Origin of the sequence: Flectobacillus roseus, assembly GCF_030056595.1 — a bacterium.
GTDB classification, from domain to species: Bacteria; Bacteroidota; Bacteroidia; order Cytophagales; family Spirosomataceae; genus Flectobacillus; species Flectobacillus roseus.
Genome location: NZ_JASHIF010000020.1, coordinates 84,050 through 105,152, shown reverse-complemented (window position 1 = coordinate 105,152; position 21,103 = coordinate 84,050). Strand labels below are relative to the sequence as shown.

Annotated in this window: 15 protein-coding genes; 8 read left to right on the top strand and 7 right to left on the bottom strand. The window is 37.5% G+C overall.

Annotated elements, in window-relative coordinates:
* Positions 1-175 precede the first annotated feature (175 nt).
* The 6 genes from QM524_RS20100 to QM524_RS20075 all read left to right on the top strand — a co-directional run bounded on the left by QM524_RS20100 (position 176) and on the right by QM524_RS20075 (position 6,878).
* Positions 176-1,951 carry a DNA polymerase III subunit gamma/tau gene (locus QM524_RS20100; protein ID WP_283345924.1) on the top strand — a complete coding sequence of 592 codons (1,776 nt, stop codon included), beginning with the start codon at positions 176-178 and terminating at the stop codon, positions 1,949-1,951.
* Positions 1,952-2,458: 507 nt separating this feature from the next.
* Positions 2,459-2,833: a BlaI/MecI/CopY family transcriptional regulator gene (locus tag QM524_RS20095; protein WP_095161546.1), complete on the top strand. Its 375-nt coding sequence runs from the start codon at positions 2,459-2,461 to the stop codon at positions 2,831-2,833.
* An 85-nt stretch (positions 2,834-2,918) separates the two neighbouring features.
* Positions 2,919-3,434: an ExbD/TolR family protein gene (locus QM524_RS20090; RefSeq protein WP_283345923.1), complete on the top strand. Its 516-nt coding sequence runs from the start codon at positions 2,919-2,921 to the stop codon at positions 3,432-3,434.
* Positions 3,435-3,446: 12 nt separating this feature from the next.
* A complete protein-coding gene (locus tag QM524_RS20085) occupies positions 3,447-4,778 on the top strand; it encodes a M56 family metallopeptidase (protein WP_283345922.1) in 1,332 nt (443 codons plus the stop codon).
* Positions 4,779-5,456: 678 nt separating this feature from the next.
* The gene (locus QM524_RS20080; RefSeq protein WP_283345921.1) at positions 5,457-6,293 is read left to right on the top strand and encodes an energy transducer TonB; all 837 of its coding nucleotides are present in this window, start codon (positions 5,457-5,459) and stop codon (positions 6,291-6,293) included.
* A gap of 276 nt (positions 6,294-6,569) precedes the next feature.
* Positions 6,570-6,878: an isoamylase early set domain-containing protein gene (locus tag QM524_RS20075; RefSeq protein WP_283345920.1), complete on the top strand. Its 309-nt coding sequence runs from the start codon at positions 6,570-6,572 to the stop codon at positions 6,876-6,878.
* A gap of 114 nt (positions 6,879-6,992) precedes the next feature.
* Here the strand turns inward: QM524_RS20075 and QM524_RS20070 are convergent, their stop codons facing one another.
* The 3 genes from QM524_RS20070 to QM524_RS20060 form a co-directional block, all read right to left on the bottom strand.
* Entirely contained in the window at positions 6,993-8,102 is a 1,110-nt protein-coding gene (locus tag QM524_RS20070; protein ID WP_283345919.1) for an acyltransferase family protein, read from the bottom strand.
* Between the two features lie 272 nt (positions 8,103-8,374).
* Positions 8,375-8,671: an autorepressor SdpR family transcription factor gene (locus QM524_RS20065; RefSeq protein WP_166578975.1), complete on the bottom strand. Its 297-nt coding sequence runs from the start codon at positions 8,669-8,671 to the stop codon at positions 8,375-8,377.
* 12 nt (positions 8,672-8,683) lie between these two features.
* Positions 8,684-9,646 (bottom strand): alpha/beta hydrolase, encoded by a 963-nt coding sequence (locus QM524_RS20060; protein ID WP_283345918.1) that lies wholly within the window; start codon positions 9,644-9,646, stop codon positions 8,684-8,686.
* Between the two features lie 344 nt (positions 9,647-9,990).
* Between QM524_RS20060 and QM524_RS20055 the strand changes: the two genes are divergently transcribed.
* On the top strand, positions 9,991-10,908 hold the full coding sequence (locus QM524_RS20055; RefSeq protein ID WP_095161563.1) for a hydroxypyruvate isomerase family protein: 918 nt from the start codon (positions 9,991-9,993) through the stop codon (positions 10,906-10,908).
* Between the two features lie 291 nt (positions 10,909-11,199).
* Here the strand turns inward: QM524_RS20055 and QM524_RS20050 are convergent, their stop codons facing one another.
* Positions 11,200-13,611, bottom strand: a complete 2,412-nt coding sequence (locus tag QM524_RS20050) for a TonB-dependent receptor domain-containing protein (protein WP_283345917.1) — start codon at positions 13,609-13,611, stop codon at positions 11,200-11,202.
* Positions 13,612-13,843: 232 nt separating this feature from the next.
* A complete protein-coding gene (locus QM524_RS20045; RefSeq protein ID WP_283345916.1) occupies positions 13,844-14,668 on the bottom strand; it encodes a DUF5694 domain-containing protein in 825 nt (274 codons plus the stop codon).
* A gap of 370 nt (positions 14,669-15,038) precedes the next feature.
* Between QM524_RS20045 and QM524_RS20040 the strand changes: the two genes are divergently transcribed.
* Positions 15,039-16,250, top strand: a complete 1,212-nt coding sequence (locus tag QM524_RS20040) for a peroxiredoxin family protein (protein ID WP_283345915.1) — start codon at positions 15,039-15,041, stop codon at positions 16,248-16,250.
* A 321-nt stretch (positions 16,251-16,571) separates the two neighbouring features.
* Here the strand turns inward: QM524_RS20040 and QM524_RS20035 are convergent, their stop codons facing one another.
* Positions 16,572-17,081: a YMGG-like glycine zipper-containing protein gene (locus QM524_RS20035; protein WP_283345914.1), complete on the bottom strand. Its 510-nt coding sequence runs from the start codon at positions 17,079-17,081 to the stop codon at positions 16,572-16,574.
* Between the two features lie 495 nt (positions 17,082-17,576).
* Positions 17,577-20,636, bottom strand: a complete 3,060-nt coding sequence (locus QM524_RS20030; protein ID WP_283345913.1) for a PVC-type heme-binding CxxCH protein — start codon at positions 20,634-20,636, stop codon at positions 17,577-17,579.
* Positions 20,637-21,103 lie beyond the last annotated feature (467 nt).

Genomic DNA, 21,103 nt, shown 5'->3' with positions numbered 1-21,103 from the left:
TTTTTAATTCTGTAAGACAAAAAATAACTAGGCTCCAGACGTGAAGTATTACGTCTCTACAAGTAAAATTAGCATAATCACTCATGCACTCAATCACAGTTCACTCAATTAAAGATGACGCATGTTTTTGATTCCCTCGTTTGTCAAATCGTCTTACAATTCCTAACTTGCATCTATGGAAAACTTCGTAGTCTCGGCTCGGAAATATCGCCCTGCTTTGTTTGATTCCGTAGTGGGTCAATCTCATATTACAACTACTCTCAAAAATGCTATCCGAACCAACCACTTGGCTCAGGCTTTTTTGTTTTGTGGACCACGTGGTGTTGGTAAAACTACTTGTGCAAGAATTCTTGCAAAAACTATTAACTGTCAGAATCTTACGCATGAAGCGGAGGCTTGTGGCGAGTGTGAATCGTGTAAAAGCTTTCAAAATAACGCATCTTTCAATATTCATGAACTAGATGCGGCTTCAAATAACTCAGTCGATGATATTCGTAATCTAATCGACCAAGTGCGCTATCCACCTCAATCTGGACGATATAAAATTTATATCATAGATGAGGTTCATATGCTGTCGACAAGTGCCTTCAATGCTTTTCTGAAAACCCTAGAGGAGCCTCCAACATATGCTATTTTTATTTTGGCAACGACCGAAAAGCATAAAATCCTCCCAACGATTTTATCGAGATGTCAAATTTTTGACTTTAATCGTATTCAAATCGGAGATATGACACAACATTTGGCCAATATTGCGGCCAAAGAAGGGATCATTGCCGAATGGAGCGCCCTCGAGTTGATTTCACAAAAAGCCGATGGTGGTTTGCGTGATGCGCTTTCGATGTTCGACCTTAATGTGACTTTTTCTAAGGACAATACTTTGCACTATGCCGAAGTATTAGAAAACTTACACATTTTGGATTATGATTATTATTTCAAAATGACCGACGCCCTCATGGAGTCGAAGGTGGCGGAGGCTTATCTACTTTTTGACGAAATATTGAAAAAGGGATTTGATGGGCATCAATTTGTGGTGGGCTTGTTGGAGCATTTCCGCAACTTATTGGTTTGTAAAGATCCTGTAACGGTAAAATTATTACAGGTTTCAGAGAGTGTTCAGCAAAAATATTTGGAGCAGTCGGCTAAAGCTAATTTTTCATTTTTGGCATCTGGATTGAGTATCGGTTCTCAATGTGATTTGAATTATAAATCAGCCAAAAACCAAAAATTACACGTAGAAATCACTTTACTTAAATTGGCTCATATTCCGCATGTGCTTAATTTGAGTGCACTCCCTACTGTGGAGGGTGGGGCTGGGGGAAAGCCTAGTATCGATAGTCCTGCTGTAGCTCAGCAGCCTATCAGTGCGCCAACGGCTACGTCTCAGGTGCCTAGCGCTGTGCCTTCTCAACCAAATAATGCTTCGGCTGGTTCTGTTTCGACTAATCCTGCACCTGTAGGTGCTATTCCAAAAGTAAATCTTGGGGGACTAAAAAGTACTGCTAATCTAGGAAAACCCGTTGGAGAAACGCCTAAAGTATCTTCGGCACCCATACCTGTATTAGAAGAAAAGCAGGTTGTTCAAAATAAAATTTTTACCAAAGAACAACTCAAAGTGCAATGGGATTCATTCGTGAAATGGCTCGAATCTCGTGAACGCTTCAGCGAGTTTGTAATTCTTAATAGGGATTTTACGCTAGAAGGAACCACAATTCATTTGGCTGTTGATAATGAAATTCAGGTAGAACTATTGACCACGGCATTACGTACAGAAGTACTTACGCATTTGCGTAAAGCCATGCAAAATAGTACGATTCATATTGAGGTATCGATTTTGAAAGAGGAGGAGAAACCTATGATTTATACCCAAGCCGAAAAGTTTAAGTTTCTAGCGAATAAGAACCCTGCACTCAATGATTTGAGAAATGCTTTAGGTTTAGATTATGATTATTAAGGATTAATACAAAAAATTACTAGTTCAAAGCTTAGTCTTGGACTAATTTTTTTAAACAGTTTAGAACCTGAAACAAACGATAGTCCGATACCTAGTATCGGACTATACAATTTTTTAAAAGATAAGAAACAGAATAGAGCTACACTACAAATTGATTATTCTCTTCTGATGATAAGTCTATTCTAATAACTTCCTTTTATTTCTATTTGTACCGTTCTAAGATTACCCACTAAAAAACAACCACCATTTCATTCCTAATTTCCTATTCTTTCTTCTTTTTTGAAAAAAAAACTAATCAAATAGTTGTTTAACTAAAATTTTAGTTTTAACTTCAACTCATTAAAACATGAGTACTCAAACAACAGGTATCTAATTATAAGTCATAAAGCAAAAAGAAAATATCTTTTGGCAGGCGGGTATCAGCTATGAGCCTTTGGTGGCTCTATATCAATTTGCTCGTTTCCAGAATACTAAATTGATTTTGCATACAACTTATAAACTACAATTATGCAAGAAATAGACAAAGAGTTAACTCGTGCCGAAGAGCAGATTATGCAGGTGCTTTGGCAAATCGAAAAAGGCTTTGTGAAAGATATTCTAGACTATCTACCAGAGCCCAAACCTGCTTATAATACCGTTTCAACAATTGTTAGAATTCTTCAGGAAAAAGGCTTTGTGAGCCATAAGGCCTATGGCAAATCACATGAGTATTTTCCTGTCGTGAGCAAAGAACAATACAGTACGTTTGCAACCGAAAAACTGGTTGAAGGCTATTTCGAAAATTCGTTTTCAAGTTTATTTTCTTTCTTTTCTAAAAAAGGAAAAATTGATGTGAAAGAAGCTGATGAGATTTTGAATTTGATTAATAGCATGAAAAAATAGGAGTTGAGATTATCACAACACTAAGGTTTCGACCATTGTTGCTATGATGCACTAACGGTCGAAACCTGATAACCAAACACTAGCTATGGCTGAAATTTCTACATCCGACAAAGGGGGCTCGCGACGCTCCCGACAATCTACGCGTGTTGATATGACACCGATGGTTGACCTAGGTTTTTTGTTGATTACCTTTTTTATGTTGACTACTACCTTATTGAAACCTGTTACCATGCAGTTGAGTATGCCTGATAAAACCACAGATAATTCTTCGGATATTCGAGAAAGCGAAACGTTAACGGTGATTTTGGACAAAGAAAATAAGGTGTATTACTATCAAGGTATCCCAACAGATCCTAATGTAATCCTTAAAACAACTAATTTTTCTGACAAAGGAATCCGACAAATATTATTTAATTACAAAGCTAAAATTGGAAGGCGCTTCACAGTAGTGATAAAGGCAACCGACCAAGCTCATTATCGAAACATGGTAGATTTGTTAGACGAACTGGCTATTACCAATAATAAGCAATATGCCATCGTTAATACATTGACAACCAACGAACAGAATTTATTATCGCTTCAATCTCGACCATCAATTTAACATTAACTGCGTATGAACTGGCTGCACTATTTACTCCAAGTGAATCTGTATCTGATTCTATTTTATGGATTTTATCATATTGTCTTGCGTAAAGAGACTTTCTTTTATCTCAACAGAGCTTATTTGTTGGCAACCTCTGCTTTGGCGTTTTTTATCCCAATGCTGCAGTTTACTTGGGTGCGTGAGCAATTAGTGAGTGATAGTGTGTATCATACTATGAAATATATCTACGACCCACAAATGTATTACACTCCAACCGAGGGTTTTGTACAACAAGGCTGGACTTGGGGCGATATGATTGCCGTCGTATATATAACTGGCGTTCTTATTGGTATTGGTCGAATGGGACTTCAAATGGCTTATTTGGGAAATTTACTTCGTGGAAAATCTCAAAAGAAGAACGTTAATAAAAGTGCATTTTCCTTTTTCAACTTCTTATTTGTAAGCAAGGATATGCCTATGCGAGATGTGATTATGCGCCATGAGCAAGTACATATTCGTCAGTTACATTCGGCAGATATTATGTTGTTTGAGCTTTTGGCAATATTTAATTGGTTCAACCCCGTTATTTATTTATACAAAAAAGCAGTTCGCTATATCCATGAGTTTATTGCTGATGAAATCACAAGTCAATGGGAGGAATCTAAGGAGGAATATGCGATGCTGCTGTTTCACGAGCAATTTGGTGTGCAAACCATACCGCTAACCAATAACTTTTTTAATGACTCTATGCTAAAACAACGTATTCAGATGCTGATGAAGGACCGTTCTGAAGACGATGTTCAGTGGAAATATCTATTAGTTTTACCTTTGTTGGGAGCTATGCTGATTTTGGCATCATCTAATTTGAGAGGTTCAGAAATGGAACAACGTCTCAATGTAAAATGGAGAGCCATTGTAGAAAAAGGAGGACAGGCTGTAGTACCAAGTAAATCTGGGAGACAAGTATTAGCCGAGTCAGGAATCAGTATTTCTAGTGCGACGATTATCAGTCCTGCTTTAGCCGAAGAACTACAAATGGAAGCCGATTCTATTATGAATGGCGTTGACCATCAGCCAGAGTTTAATGGGGGTATGCCTGCTTTTGTGGAATACTTACGTGCCAATTTGAAGTATCCAGAAGAAGCTCAAAAGGCAAATATGGAAGGGAAGGTGTATATCCAATTTGTGGTAAACAAAGATGGCTCAGCTGAAGATTTTAAAGTGCTAAAGTCGGCTGGAGAACCCCTTGATAATGAAGCTTTAAGGGTATTGAGGTCTGTCCCAAAATGGGTGCCAGGCACACATCAGGACAAATTAGTAAGATGTACTTTCGTCGTCCCTATTTCATTCAAAAAAGCATAAACATAGTAAGTTGTTTTACACCAATTCCAATAGCAATCAGCATTGAGCTTTCGGCTTTCGGTAAAAAGATAAGTATATATCAGCTATTACCTAATATTATTAGCTGATATATCCGAAAGCTGATAGCTCATACCTGATAGCCAATACTGAGTCCAACTTCCTACCTCTTTTGAGGTATTTTTTTACTAAATAACAACTAAAGAGTTAGTTCTACTATTGAAATGGCTACACCTTATAGACAAAGTGTGTAAATGACCAATAACTAGTTCGAGACTTTATCTCGGACTAGCTATTGCTTCAGTTTTCAAACTGTTTAAAAAATGAGTCCAGTACAAAGTCTTGAACTAGGCATTTCGAATAAAGGCATTTTTCATATTCTTAAAATCAGAAATCTGTAATAGTTGGGAAAGTACTAATTCTACATTAGTACTGGACGAAGGTTTAGCATTGTCTTTAAGATAAAATTGATGTAGTGGCAACTGCAAGAGTTGCACTACATCAAAAAATGCTAATGATAAGAATTCTTTTGAACAAAAGAAAATCCTTCATACAATCCTAATTCTACATTCACAATTCAATCATTCATAATTCGCCATTACCCCAACCTCATCTGAGGTAATTTTTTTTAACACAATAACTAAAAATTTAGTTTTAAATTCTTTTAAACTTCTCAATATCATGAACAGCAACTTATCAAATCAACAGCACGAGACTTTAGATGATATTATCTTCGAAGGTCGTAATAAGCTCTATGGTGCTTATTTTCTAAGACAAGAGTACAAACAAATTGTTAAAAGAGCCACTTTGATAGGCGTAGGGGCATTTGGATTGGCTTTATCGACTCCTTTTATTTGGGCCTCACAGAACTCACGAGATAAACGGGAGGTAGAAATTACCCTACAAGATGTAAAACTACCACCTGCGGAGGAAAAGAAAATAGAATTACCAGAGCCACCCAAACCTGAAACACCCGTTGAGCCAGTAAAACAAATTAAGTATCTAGCTCCTGAGATAGTAACCGATGAAAGAGAAATTGAATTGCCTCCAACACAAGAGGAGTTAGCTGAGAGTACAGCAGTGATTGGTACTGAAAATGTGGACGGAGCCGAAATCGAAATACCTCCAATTGACCCTGACCTTGCCAATACTAAGCCTGCCATAGAGGCGCCTGTGCATGTAGAAAAAGCGGAGGAAACGATTTTTACCGCAGTCGAAAGTATGCCAGAATATAAGGGTGGAATTCGTGCCTTGGGCGAGTATCTCAATAAGAATTTGAAGTTCCCGTCACAGGCGCAACGTGCAGGCGTAGGAGGAAAAGTATTTGTATCATTTGTGGTAACTGGCGATGGAAGCATCTCTCAACTGTCTGTAGCTAAGGGGATTGGCTTTGGGTGCGATGAAGAGGCGCTAAGAGTGGTGTCGAAAATGCCTAAATGGATACCCGGAAAACAGTCGGGAAGACCTGTCTCGGTTCGGTTTACTTTACCAATTACTTTTCAGATTATGGAGGAATAGTTCTAATTTAAAAATGTATGAGTTTCACACCTTCAAAATACCAGTTCTATACTGTTTTTAGTAGAGAGATTAGTTAAATTATAATTATTTTAATATAATTAATAATTAATTGTCTGGTTGTTAGGTTTTTATGGGAATATTTTTTGAATATTTGCGATAAATTTTTATCTTAGTTAAATAGATAAAGTACAATTTGAGTGTTTGGTAAAGACCATTTCACTCATTGGCAAATGAAAAAAGAAATCTAGCAATAACTCCTAAAAACTTATTATCATTATGGCAATTACAAAACAGTATTTGAAATCAAAACCAGTATGTAAAGTAACATTTGCAGTTCCTGCTGACGTAACAAACGGTGCAAAAGCAGTGAACGTGGTAGGAGAGTTCAATAATTGGGATGCCTCGGCTACAGCCTTGAAAAAACAAAAAGATGGTACTTTTAAAGGTACGCTTGAATTAGAAGCTGGAAAAGAATTTCAATTCCGTTATTTATTTGATAGCGCTATTTGGGCAAACGAAACAGAAGCTGATAAGTTTGTTCCAAACGGTATCACGTCTGACGAGAATTCTGTAGTTGTATTGTAATCATTCGAGCAGTAAGAAGGCGCCTCTTACTGCTCGAGTTGTTTATAGAAATGTATAAAGTAAATACTTGAAAGCCACAACCTCACTTTTGGTGTTGCTCTTTCAGTTTATTTACTAGACTTTGACAAAGATTTTTTTATTGTGCATGATCCAAAGTATGCCACACCATAAGCTTACGAGGATAATTGCTCCTGCAAGGGAAGCATTATAAGGGCTATCAAACCATGGCGTAATCCATGATTTGTATAACCAGACTTGAAGATTGACTTCTTCGCCTTCGGCATTCTGTAGTTTTATCATTCGTAAAATGCGCGGAATCAGACCCGATAAGAAGAATACTGTGATAGCGTTGACACCATATACCACGAATGGCTTGGTCCATCGTTGGTAGCCTTTGACATCAATAAGCCAGTACAATCCCACCCAAAAGCAAGTTGCCATACCAGCAGTCCAACACACGTATGAACTTGTCCACAAGGACTTATTGATGGGAAATCCCGCACTATCCCAAGCCCATCCGACTAGCATGCCCATGCATCCTATTAAACAGAGATTAAGAAGTTTTTTATGAACTTCTTGATCTCTGTTTTGCATATAATACCCTGCCAACATTCCTGCAATACCATTGCCAATTGCTGGTAAACTACTCAATAACCCTTCGGGGTCCCAAACTTTTGCTGCTTTATAAAGATGTGGAATCCCCAAAATCATACGGTCAAAATAAGCTCCAAGGTTAGTTTCGGCATATAAATTGGCCGCGCCAATGCCTGGTACAGGTACCACTGTCATAAGGATATAATACAAAATCAGTATGCCAGCTAGTATGCCTATTTGAGTACGAGGTTTAGTATAAAGGAAGAGGATAGAGCAACAGAAAAAGACTAGACTTATGCGTTGCAAAACACCCATGATGCGTACTACCGATATATCAAATTTTGGGAAAAGAGATAGAAAAAGCCCTAAGCCAAAGAGCTTTAAACTACGCTCTAATATTTTAAGAAGCGTTTTCGAGTCGGGTTGTTTATCTTTAAATGCATAAGAAATAGAAACCCCAACGATAAAAAGAAAGAAAGGAAATACCAAATCTGTAGGAGTACAGCCATCCCAAGCGGCGTGTTCGAGAGGCCAATAGATATGTCCCCAATCGCCTGGGTTATTGACCAAAATCATCATGGCTACTGTGAGCCCTCGAAAGGTATCGAGCGAGAGTAAGCGTTGTTTCATAAGTTGTTGTTAGAAGTGCAATTCTAAGATAGTTGTTATTGAGTGATTTAGCGAATTGTGGTTTAGTGATTTTTGAAAAAAATCTAGTTTTTCAAACTGATTACTGGACAAAACTGAATATCCTAGTTCAAGACTTAGTCTTGGACTCATTCTTTTAACAGTTTAAAACTGTTCTTAAAAAAATCATTGAAAAAGTCGATACACCTGAATCACACTTTCTCGTTTTGTCCAGTAATTAGCTTTTTAAAATCACTCAATCACAACTCGCTCATTCACAATTTATTGGGTGCTATTTCAACCTTCGAAATCTGTACCTCTGGCTTAAACTGCAATATCCATGCAAGCACTTCGTCCATCACGGTCATATTGAGCGAGTATTCGATAAACTGCCCTTTTTTGATAGCGACGACCAATTCGGCCTGTTTGAGCAGGTCGAGATGATGCGAAATACTGGGTTTCGACATATTGAATTGCTCGGCGATTTCACCAGCATTGAGGTCTTTGTCTTTGAGGAGCTCTAAAATTTCACGACGGGTGGGGTCGTTGAGCGCTTTGAATAAGGTATTCATAACTTAAATATTTTATCGGAGTTTCTTTATCCAGTTAACGATTCCTTCCATAAGTTGAGGTGCTAAAGGTAAATCTGGATTTTGATAATTTTGTTGTGATTCCTGTGGGTCTAGCGTGCCTAATTTGAGTACATGATTCATTTGTGGAATCATCAGATAAGTAGACTTTGGAGCAGCCTGATGCAAGGCTTGTCCTTCTTTTTCAGTAACTTGAATATCGGCATTGCCTTGAACAATCAAAATTGGGTTTGTGATTTTAGTAATTTCTTGGCTAGGATTATACCGCAACCACGAAATCATATAGGGCTGAATACTCGTGCGAAACAAGCTGAAAATTACCATATTTTGCATGAGTTTGGGAATAGTTTTACCTTGTTTGAGTGTTGCCAAATAATTTTTAACAGTATCCTTTACCGAATCAGGAATGGCTTGTGGACGAAGTTGCTCGTTGATTACCTCATCTATGCCTTGGGCAATACCAGATACCGAAATATAGCCATCTACCTTTCTTTTTTGTGCCAAAAGCATTCCTAATAACGAGCCTTCCGAATGTCCAAGAACAAGTACTTTACTAAATCGAGGGTCTTTGCGAAGTGTATCCAAAAATTGAGCTGCATCGTCGGCACCTGTCTCAAAACGCATATCTATTTCTTTGACAGCGGTATTACTACTTTTTCCAATACCTCTCTTGTCATATCTCAAGCTTGCTATTTGATTTTTTGCCAAGCCTTCTGCCAACAATTTGTAGGATTGAGCTTTTACTCCGAGAGGATTATTGCCGTCGCGGTCTGTCGGACCCGAACCAGCAATAATCAATACAACTGGCATAGGCTTAGTTGTTTGAGGTACTAATAAGGTTCCTTCAAGATTACCTTTGGTTTGTGGTAAAACCACGATTTGTTCTTGATTTTGAGCAAAAAGGTTGAACTGTGTAAATGCAACAGCCAGCCATAGATAGATAAGTTTTTTTGTCATGATAGGAAAAGGGGGAAATTTTTCTGAATATTAAGTATTTATCCGATGTTGAAAAGCTTAAAGATAGCTATCGTCAGAAGTATCTCTAGTCTCAAATAGTGTAGATTTTTGCATACTCAGCAGCGTTTGGGTAAAAATACATGAATCGGTAGTTTTAAAACACGAAACATAAATCTCTAAAGCCATTGAAAATTTGACAAGTTTAGCATTAAAAAAGGACAATCATCACACTTACATTTTCAAATTATCAAATCTTCAAATTACACAAATCCCCCAAAGCCCCGTCAGGATACAATAAGTTTTTCTGTATATTAGAACCCTCAACTATTTAACGCCCTTTTACCATGCAAAGACGTGATTTTACCAAAAATCTATTAGCAGCTTCTGCCGTAAGTACGCTTTCGAGCGGTGTGTTGGAAGCAAAAAATACTTCAGCTCAACCTGCTTTTAAACTCAAATATGCGCCTCATTTTGGAATGTTCGAAAATTCCGCAGGCAAAGATCCTATCGATCAACTTAAGTTTATGCACGAAATGGGTTTTCGTGCGCTTGAGGATAATGGTATGATGGACAGATCTGTGGAGGTACAAACAAAAGTCGGGGAAACTATGGCAAAGCTAGGAATGACCATGGGAGTTTTTGTGGTAAACTTTGATAACTGGCCATTACAAACTTCTTTGGCTTCGGGTAAAAAGGAATGGCGTGATAAGTTTTTACAAAGATGTAAAGAAGCCGTAGAAGTTGCCAAACGAGTGAATGCCAAATGGATGACCGTAGTGCCAGGTAATTACGATCGTAGTATCCCCATCGGAATCCAGACTGGACATGTAATTGAGTCTTTGCGTATGGCAAGCGCCATTTTCGAACCACATGGCTTGGTGATGGTGTTGGAGGCATTAAGCGATACCCCAGATTTGTTTTTAAGAAATTCAGATCAAACTTATATGATTTGTAAGGCCGTCAATAGTCCATCGTGTAAGTTTTTGTTTGATATGTGGCACATGCAACGTAACGAGGGACATATTATTTATAACATTGACCAAACGTGGGACGAGATTGGATATTTCCAAATTGGCGACGAGCCTGGGCGTAAAGAACCAACCACAGGCGAGATGAATTACAAGAATATTTTCAAACATATTAATGCAAAGTCACAAGCAACTGGACGTGATTTTGTTTTTGGCATGGAACATGGCAATTCGGTAAAAGGCAAAGAAGGTGAAATCAAATTGATTGAGGCCTATCGTGCTTCAGATTTATAAGATGATCTAAATTGAGTGGATGAGTGGTTTGGCGAATGAGTGATTATTTTAAGATAAGTTTCATTCAGCATTGTAGCATTAAAAAGGCGTTCGAAATTAGTTTTCGAACGCCTTTTTAATGCTACAATGCTAGATTTTACTTGGCTAGAGACGCAATCATTGCGTCTCTACTGCTAGCATATAAATTTTAACGTAATCACTCATTCGCTAAATCATTAAATCACTAAATTAGGGATGACTCATACTCTTATCAAAACTCCGCACTCCAAACTCAGCATTCAAAGCTCTTATTTAGTTTGCTTTCACACGATTAGATTCTGACTCGGAACCTGTTTGACGTGAGCGACTTGCTTTTAATTTTTGGTTACCAAAGCTATAACTAAACCCTAAACGAAGGTTTTGAGATGCTTCACGACTAAAGTATTTAAGGTTAATGTCTTGATATTCAATAAGCCCTCTTGTTTGTTCGGTATAAAATACGTCGTTCATCGCCAACGAAATCTTGCCTTTTCCTTCTAATACTTTGTATTGTAAACCAATTGTTAATGCTCCTAATGGGTTTAAAGTCAAAAACTCTTGTTGCGAACGAGTCATATACCAACCGCCCATTTCCATGCTTAGTTTGTTGGTAAATTTGGCGTTAATATTAAAGTAAGCCAACCAGTTTACACGAGATTGATCAAAGGTACCTCCTAAATAATTGGCATTGTAGGCATTGTATATCAATTGATTACCACCATATCCTGAAATTTTCTTTCCTATTTTGATTGGAAAGTTCAACTCTACAAAATAGTTTTTGTAAGTCGCTAAGTTTTCGGCAGTTGTATAGGTACGCTTCGTAGCAGGGTCTTGCTTTGGCGCATTATCCACTATGACATCGTTGGTATTGTTGTAGCCAAGGGCAAAAAATGGCTGTCCATCAAAGGTCAATTGCAATTTAATTTCGTTGGTCAACTGTGGTTTCAACAATGGATTACCTCTCGTAAAAGTCAAAGAGTCAATCTGGAATTCAAATGGGTTTTGTTGTTGATAACTTGGGCGGTCGATACGACGGGTAAATGAGGTCGTAATGGCTAAGCTTTTGTTTAGTTTATGCGTCAAGAAAATACTTGGAAAAAACTGCCAATAGTTACGTTCCAACACATTTTTATTTTCGACCTGACTAAAACCTGTTGCAACGGTTTGTTCTGTACGCAAACCCGTTTGAAGTTCCCATTTTTTACCAAAACTAGTATTGTAATTGACATAAAGCGCATTGATGTTTTCTTTATAGTTAAAAACATTACTTCGTTTGGTATCTAACACCTGTTCACGATAAAAACGCAAATCGTTGTCAATCGTTGCAAAACTCATTTTTCCCCCCGCTTCCAACTTGCTATCCTTCGAAATAGGATGTGTATAATCCAACTTTACTGTCATAAATTGCACAGGGTTATCCACACTCTGTGAATTATTACGACGCAAACCATTATCCAAAATCGTAATCAAATTTTGATTTTTGAGTTTGTACTGTACGTAGTCTAAATCCACGTTTAGCTCACGTCCTGTACTATCAAAAGTATGTTTCCAGTTGAGGTTATAACCAATATTATTACGAGTAGTAGGTTGGTCGTTAAGGGTTTCGAACTGACTGGTTAATTGTTTAGTTTCTGTCGAAAATACTTTTGTAATAGCTGTACTGTTGTTGCTACCCGAACGGTCAAAACCTGTAAGTAATATCCCGATGGTATTTTTCTTATCTAAATAATAGTCAGCGCCTAAACGAGCATTATGAACTTTGGCATCCCCAGGATTCATCATGATATTCGAAAACTCATCTTTACCAATTACACGGTCAATTTGTGTGAGTTGAAAAAACGTTCTATCTGAGTAAGTATAGCTTCCAAATACGTTCCACTTGCCTTTGCGGTGATTGAGCGAAAAGTTAGGAGAATATCCGCCAAAAAAGTCATTTTTACTACGATTTACGACCGTATTGTCGACCATTGCACCTCTAAAATTGAGGGCAACGGAACCATTTGTACCAAGATTAGCATTGCGTTTCATTACAATATTTATCACAGCACCACCCGCAGCATCATATTTGGCAGAAGGATTTTTGATTACCTCGATTTTTTCGATGCTATTACTTGGCAAATCTTTCAAAACCTGATTCATATCGGTGTACTGCGATGGTTTTCCATCAATCATAATAGATACCGAAGCTTTACCTGCAATCGTAATGCGATCTTGCGCAATAATTAGCCCAGGGACTTTTTGTAAAACTTCAATAGCAGTGCTTCCCACAGAGGCAGGACTATTAGCCACATTTACGACTAATTTATCGGCTCTTTGTTCCAAAAAGGGTTTCTGAGCGGTTACTGTTACTTCGTCTAAGGTCTTTGAACTTGTCTTTAAGATAATATTTTCGATGGTAACTGGTGATTGGTCTACAGAGAAAACAGCACTAAAGGCTTTTTGATAGCCCATCATCGAAATACTAATGAGGTAGCGACCTTTATTGATTGATTCAAAATGATAAACCCCAGAGGCATCCGTCAAGTTGGCTTTTACCATACTTGAATCCTTCGCTGAAAGGAGGGATACCGTAGCAAATTCGGCAGGCTGATTTTTTTCGTCAAAAACTTTACCCGTAATTTTTTGTTGAGCCAAAGCTCCAAATCCACAAAAGATAGATAGTAGTAGTGTGTGTAATAATTTCATTGGTTTAAATTTGTTAAAAGCACTTAGCCAAGTCCACTTGTAGGTTTAAAGAAGTTTGAATAAAAAAACTATGGCTACTAACGAATAGCACTTGGCGATGTGGCGAAATTTTAGTACAAAAGTTCAATAGAAATCGAAGATTCGGCGTAGCCAATTATGACCCTTGAATCTTGTACAAATGTTTTATAGAAGCACTTAAGTCGCCATATTGCCAATCCGATTTTAGCTGCGGTTATTTTAGGTAGTTAAATGTATTTTCAAGTTGAAATTTTGGACTTCTTTTTAAAAAATCCATAAAGAAAGCAGTGTGGGTTCCTCCCATTAAAATGAAAATTCTATCATCTTTTGTCATTGGGATCTGATTTAGATTAGAGAACATTACTAAATTTCTATGGTAAAATTTGCCTGCTTCGTCCGCTCCTTGTGCATGATTTTTACTGGAATTATATAATAATAAATCAGCATTAAAGTTTATAAGACTTTCCAAATATTGAGGATGATTATTCAATTTGAATAAATCATAAAAAGGAATTCCTTTTTCAGGATTTTTTGAATCATTCTCATCACTTAGTATAGAATATTTGCTTAAAGTAGTAGTATCTACACTGTTTACAACATTAATATTGTAGTTGTACTTTTCTTTAAAGTCGATTCCATAAATCTTTTTTGCTCCGCTAAGTCTTCCAACTTCATAAGCTAATAATTCTATTTCGTCTGGATTTACAAACTTTTTCGTTGGGTTTTTTAGATAATCTGAATACGAGATTTGTCTCAAACTATCATTTTTAGGTAAATCTTCAATAACAATTATTGTTGGCTTAAATTCAGCTAACATCTTAGCTAATTTTTTAATTTCTTGCTGATTCTTTTTGTTGTTTTCATCAAAATCTGTTGCGTTTGCATCAGAAGTTTCACCCATGTGAAAAGTTCCAACATTTAATACAGGTATTGCATCATCAAATTTAGTCTTGTATATAATTTTCTTTTCGTAAGGTACATTTTGTGCAAAAATATTTACTGTTGTCACAAAGAATAAGAATGTCAAAATCTGTTTCATTTTATGTAGGTTTGTTTTATAATCGTCGCTAACAGTACCTAGATGCAACAGAACAAAGTTAGGTTGCACACATCAATAAAAAATTTGCTTCGTGAAGAATGGAACGATAAATGGATAGGGGGCAAATTTATCTGCTTTAGGCTATATGCTGTAAGCAAAAAAGGTCCTGTTTGGTGGGGTTACTTAATTAGCAGTTTCTACTCAATTTAGGAACTCTCTGAAGGAATATTTGTTTATTCTATAAAACTTATAGATTAAATTTTTAATTTTAAAAAGAATTAAGTTTTCAATACAAAGTAATGACGCAATTATGGAAGAATGTCTTACTTTTTTGAAGTGAAAAATTGACACGACAACTAAAAACTAGCATATGAAATTACATAAAATTATAGCCTCAGCGGCTTTAGCAATAGCAAGCTTTGGTATCACAAAAGCACAAGTAGCTCCTAAGCAAGGTGTTTGGAGAGGTACTTTTAGTTTGTTTGAAGGAAAAGAATCTCCATTCAATTTTGAGTTAAAAGGCAAAGATGCCTATTTATTAAACGCTTCCGAGCGATTTGAACTAAAAGGAGTTACACAAAAAGGCGACTCATTATTTATACCTGTTGAAATTTTTGATGCTGTATTAGCTGCCAAAATCGAAAGTCCAACTACTTTGTCGGGGGTATTCAAAAAAGGTACTACTCGTATTCCATTCAAAGCATCGCAAGGTAGTCGCTATCGTTTCTTCGAAAAAGGAACACCTTCAAAGGCAAGTTTAGCAGGCAAATGGGAAGTGTATATGGGCACTGCTACAACGCCAGTAATTGGAGTATTTGAGCAAAAAGGTCAAAAAATTACAGGAACGTTCTTGTCAAAAACAGGAGATTATCGCTATTATGAAGGCGATATCAAAGGTGATGAGTTTTATCTTTCGGCATTCAGTGGCTCAAGTCCAGCGTTGATTATTGGAAAAATCGAAGGCAATACCATTACTGGTCAAAGTATTGGAGCTACAAGTGCACGACCATTGAAAGGGACAAAGAATGACCAAATAGAATTACCAGATGCGTATTCATTGACGAAAGTAAAAGATGGTAAACAATTTGATTTTACTTTTCCAGATGCTTTTACAGGGCAAAATACCTCATTGAGCGATGCAAAGTATAAAGGGAAAGTGGTTATTGTAACGATTTTGGGTAGCTGGTGTCCAAACTGTATCGATGAAGCCTCTTATATGGCGCCGTGGTACAAAGCCAATAAAAATCGTGGTGTAGAAATCATTGGTTTATCTTTTGAGCGTAAAAATGACCCAGCTTTTGCAAAAACTCGTTTGGAAGCTTTGAAGAAACGATTTGACATCCAATATGACATCTTATTTGCTGGTTTGGCAGATACGCAATACGCTTCGTCGGTATTACCTGCTTTGTCTGAGATTATTTCTTTTCCAACTACCATTATTGTGGATAAATCTGGGAAAGTCGCTAAAATTCATACAGGATATTCAGGTCCAGCAACAGGAAAATACTATGATGATTTTGTAAAAGAATTTAATCATGAAATTGATGAATTATTGAAGCAAGATTTGTCGACAGGAAAATAGACAGGAGCGAGTGTTTCAGCTTCATAGAAATATCAACATTGGTCATTTCGTATTGAGTGAGTTGTGATTTGGTGAATGAGTGATTGTTCTAAGATTTGTATTCTTTAAGCTGTAGAGACACAATACTTTTAGTCTTAGGTCAAGTTAGATATAACATAGAAATATCAAAAAAGCGGTTGAAAAATAATTTTCGACCGCTTTTTTGATGAATAATTATCAGATTTTGATGATGCCCTAGACCGTATGCAAATGGCATAAATGTTTTAGATATACTTGTTAGCCTACTGCAAAAAGCTTAGAGCCTAAAGCAGATAAAGTTATCTACTGTTTTTTATCTAAAATCGCACCTACACCTGCCCCTGCACCAGCACCTAATGCTCCGCCGATAACAGCTCCAGCCGCTCTATTTCTTTTGTTGACAATGGCGCCAGTTACAGCACCAACACCAGCGCCAATCAAGGCTCCTTTGGCAACTTTCGACATTTTACTTTTTTTCTTAGTTACTGTTGGCGTACTAGCCGTACTTGTCGAAGAGCTACTTGAGCTAGAAGTCTTTTCAACTTTGGCTGGACTACTATTGTTAGCACCAGAAATGGCAGCACTAGTGCTTTGAGCACCCTCGCCAGCTGATTGAGTCACCTGAGTGGTTGGTGTTGCTTTTTGCATTGAGTCAATCACCATTTGTTTTACTTCTTGCGCTTGAGCGACCATTTTCATCGAATCAATGGCAGCTTGTTTTGCTAATTCAATAGCAGCTTTATCATCTGTTTTTTGTTGGCAAGAAGCCAAGCCAAGAATGGCTGTTGCGAAAATCAAAATTAACTTTTTCATAAATTTTACGTGTTAGTATAAAGCAATTGATTACTTATGTGTTGTTTTAAAATAATTGCTTCATGAATGTTTGACAGTACAAAGTTGAAAACAGAAAAATCTGTTTCTTTGACATATTAACGTAATTACTACCCGTTTGGGTTTGCTCCTGATTGGTAATTGAGTAAATGGTCAGATTTTTCAAGGTGGATTATTCACCTGTTGAATTGAGTGATTTGTGATTGAGTGGATGAGTGATTATGTTAAAATTTGCATTCTAGCCTAGCCGTAGAGACACAATGATTGCGTCTCAATATTTGCGTCTCAAGCCAAGTAAAATCTTGCATAATAGCATCAAAAAAGCGGTCGAAAAAATATTTTCCGACCGCTTTTTTACTGAAATATTGAGTGGAAAATCGTTAGATGAAAAGCATTATTCCAAAAACATTGTTTTTAGACGCAAAGCATTGCGTCTCTACACTTGAATAACACATCTTCAACTTTTCAAATCAAAAACTATTTCTTTTTCAAAGTCATCAAAAACTCTACTAGATCGACTAATTCTTGTTGGGACATTCCGTCTGCTAAGCCTGTTGGCATCATCGAATTGCTTTGCATTTTCATCGACTTGATAGCGCTAGTCTTTAGATTTTGAACAATACCTCCAGGCATTTTTAAAACAACATCAGTTTCGGTTTTTGAAGCAACAATTCCGACTAGTTGCGTGCCATCTTTGAGTTTGATATCCCAACCTTCATAGCCAAAACTAATACCCGCATCTGGATGTAAGATGGCTAGATATTGCCCCTCTTTTGCCAATTTGCCACCTATTTCCGAAAGTTTTGGACCAAAATCCATTCCTTCACCATTGACTTGATGACATACCGAACAGTTGTTGGCAAATACCTGCGCACCATTTTTCGGATTACCTGTCAACGCAATGAGTTCTGAAATAGGAGGGAGCTTTTTGGTAGCGGTATTACTAGCACCTAAATATTTGGCAGCGTCGACACGTACCGAACGGCGCCATGCACGGCTTACGCCTTCTACGGCTACAGGAATAAACTCCTTCTTAATTCTTTTTGCTTTTAATAACTCTAAAACAAGGTCTTCACCATTGCCACTACCGCCCAAATAACGAGTAGCTTCACGATGGATATTGGCGCTATATTTTGGGTTAAACATGGCATCCTGTAATAATGTCAACTGAGTTTTTCCTCCATTCCAACGAATAGCACCAAGAATCTTAATGGCTAAATCTTCTTGTTTAGGATTATTGATGATATTTTTAGCCAATTGAATCCCTTGTGGAGATTTGAATAGAGCATTCCCCGCATCGCCAACTTTTTCCCCTTTTCCAATCATACTAATCAAGCGCTCGTTGCCTTCTGGTAAGGTATACTTGTCTTGTAATTGAACAAACTCTTTATCGTCGAGATTATTCATCAATTGCACTAAAGCGTTTTTGGCAATCGGCGAAGTTTTAACAAATTCTGCATCGAGATGGCTTAGTGCCAAACGATTAATTTGATTCTGTTCTGGCGAACTACCATTTAGCATACCTAAAAGTGCCGAAGATTTTTCAGGACCTTTTACAAAATCAAAAGCTCTAAAATAGCGTAAACGTTCTTTCAAGGCTATACTTGGGTCGGTTGCGAGAGAAGCTAACAGCTTTATGGATTGATTACTTCTCGAACGCCAAACAATATCTTTTCCAGAAGCAGAGTTAGTAGGATTTTGATTTTGAGATAAATAGGCGCTAAAACAAGCATCCCAGTTATCTTCGGCACCAATACCCAAGGCTTCCAAATACCAGCGGTCTTTACCATCGTGTTGCGAAGCCAAAGTTGCCCACAACTGGCTAGCTTTAGGATTCTTTTGTCCATACAAAGCAATCGCACACTCTCTTCGCACATGAGGGTCTGTGTCTTTTGCCAATTTTTCTACATAGTTTAAAATGTCTAATTTACCTTGACGAACAGCACGCAATCCAGCAATTCGAATATCAGGATTAGCGTCTTGAATAGCTAAATCAATATATTTTTGGGAATCTACCAATTTAACCAATGCCCAAAAAGCTCTAGCACGAACTCTAGGGTTATCATATTTCCAGTAAGAAACCAATGCACTTTCTGAGCTTTTTCCCATTTTGGTCAAAGCTTCCCACGCCAAGTAGCGAGTAGCAATATTAGGACTTTGGAGTGCTTTAGCTGCACCTTCAGGTGTGCTAAAATCTTGTTTGGGAACAGAATAAGGCGTTTGAGGAGGTGCAATACGATAGATACGTCCACGAGTTAAATCACCTGCTTGATGTCCTCCCACGCCCGGGTCATACCAGTCAGCCACAATGAGTGAGCCATCAGGTGCGACACATACATCGGCAGGGCGGAACCATTGGTCAGTTTCATTTTTCATGATATTCACAATTTGCGCCGAATATCCCGCACCTTTTTTCGTCACAGGGTAAGAGCGCACTACGTTGTGTCCTGGCTCACAGTGAATCATTTGTCCATAAAACTGTTTGGGTAGCAAATCTCCTTCGTATAAAACCATTCCTGTTGGTGAGCCCGAACCTGTCTGTAACAAGTTTGGTACTGTACCGGGGTCGTTCAAATGCCAGTGGCGCAAAGGAATTTCTTCCTCCATATTGGTGCGAGGATATCCCCACGAAGCACGTGTCATTTGGTCTTTATAGCCATAGTTACCATATTCCATCACAAAATTGATACGAACGCCTTTATTGCCATCATCGTCGTTGTCTGATTGCCACAGTGTTCCATACGAATCAACGGCAACTTCATAATTATTTCTAAAATTTTGTGCCAAACATTCTACTTCTGAACCATCGAGGTTACAACGGAAAAGCATTCCTTCTTGGAAGTTTTTTCGAGAAATTTCTCTTCCAAATTGGTCTTTAACAAGGTTGCCCTTGGCATCTTTTAACTGACGACCTTCATTCCCAAAGTTAAAATAGAGTTTTCCATCTGGTCCAAATACGAAAGTATGTACGCCATGGTCGTGTTGCTCACCCTCAATTCCTTGGAATAAAATCTCTTTTTTATCGGCTTTGTCATCGCCATCCGTATCGGTCAATTTCCAAACATAAGGGCTTTGAGAGACAATCACCACGTTGTTGAGTACAGAGATACCCAATGGAGCATTAATTTCTGGACCTTGATAAAACACTTTACTTATATCTGCTTTGCCATCACCGTTGGTATCTTCCAAAATCACAATTCTATCACCTTCTTTGTGGGTAGGGTTGCCCGTGATAGAAGGTCTATAATTGTAAGCTTCTAAAACCCATACACGACCTTTTGCATCCACATCAATATCGGTTGGATTGATGAGCATGGGTTCGGTCGCAAAAGTACTTACGGTAAGACCATCTACCATTTTAACCCCTTTGAGTGCATTATCAGGTAACCGTTTTTGATTTTCGGTCAGCAAAGAGTCTGCATAGTGATTGATAAATCTGCTACTGGGTGAAAACTGATAGGCTGTACCCAATAGTACACCACCGAGCAAGACTGTAGGAATCAGTACCTTAGATTTTTGAGAAAGTTTGTTTAACATAAGTTTTGGAAGAAAGGGCTTTGGTAAATTATGTACAAGGGAACAGGCACAAAGGCGCAAAGTGATTAAGGGTAAAATGTGAAAACACGGTAACGTAAGTGAGCAAAATTAGAATTAAGTTATGTGTTTAGGCACTAGGCTACAGGCACAAGGCAAAGAGTGTTAAAATGTTTTTAGTAACTACAGAAATGCTTTGTTCCAAAACCCACCGCAGAAAGCTAATACCTGAAAGCCGTAAGCATTAGACAAGCACAACTTTTTGCCTAATGCCTAAAACCTATTTCTAATTCTATGACCCACTAATTACTCAAATACGTGTCTTTTTTACACAATATCAAATATAAAAGTAAAATATTGGATTAAATCTATTTTAAATAGGATACTATGCTAAAAGTAAAAAGGAGATAACATTATTTTATGTGTCTTTACATGGGTTTGAACCAAGAAAAAAGGCTACCGTTTCCAGT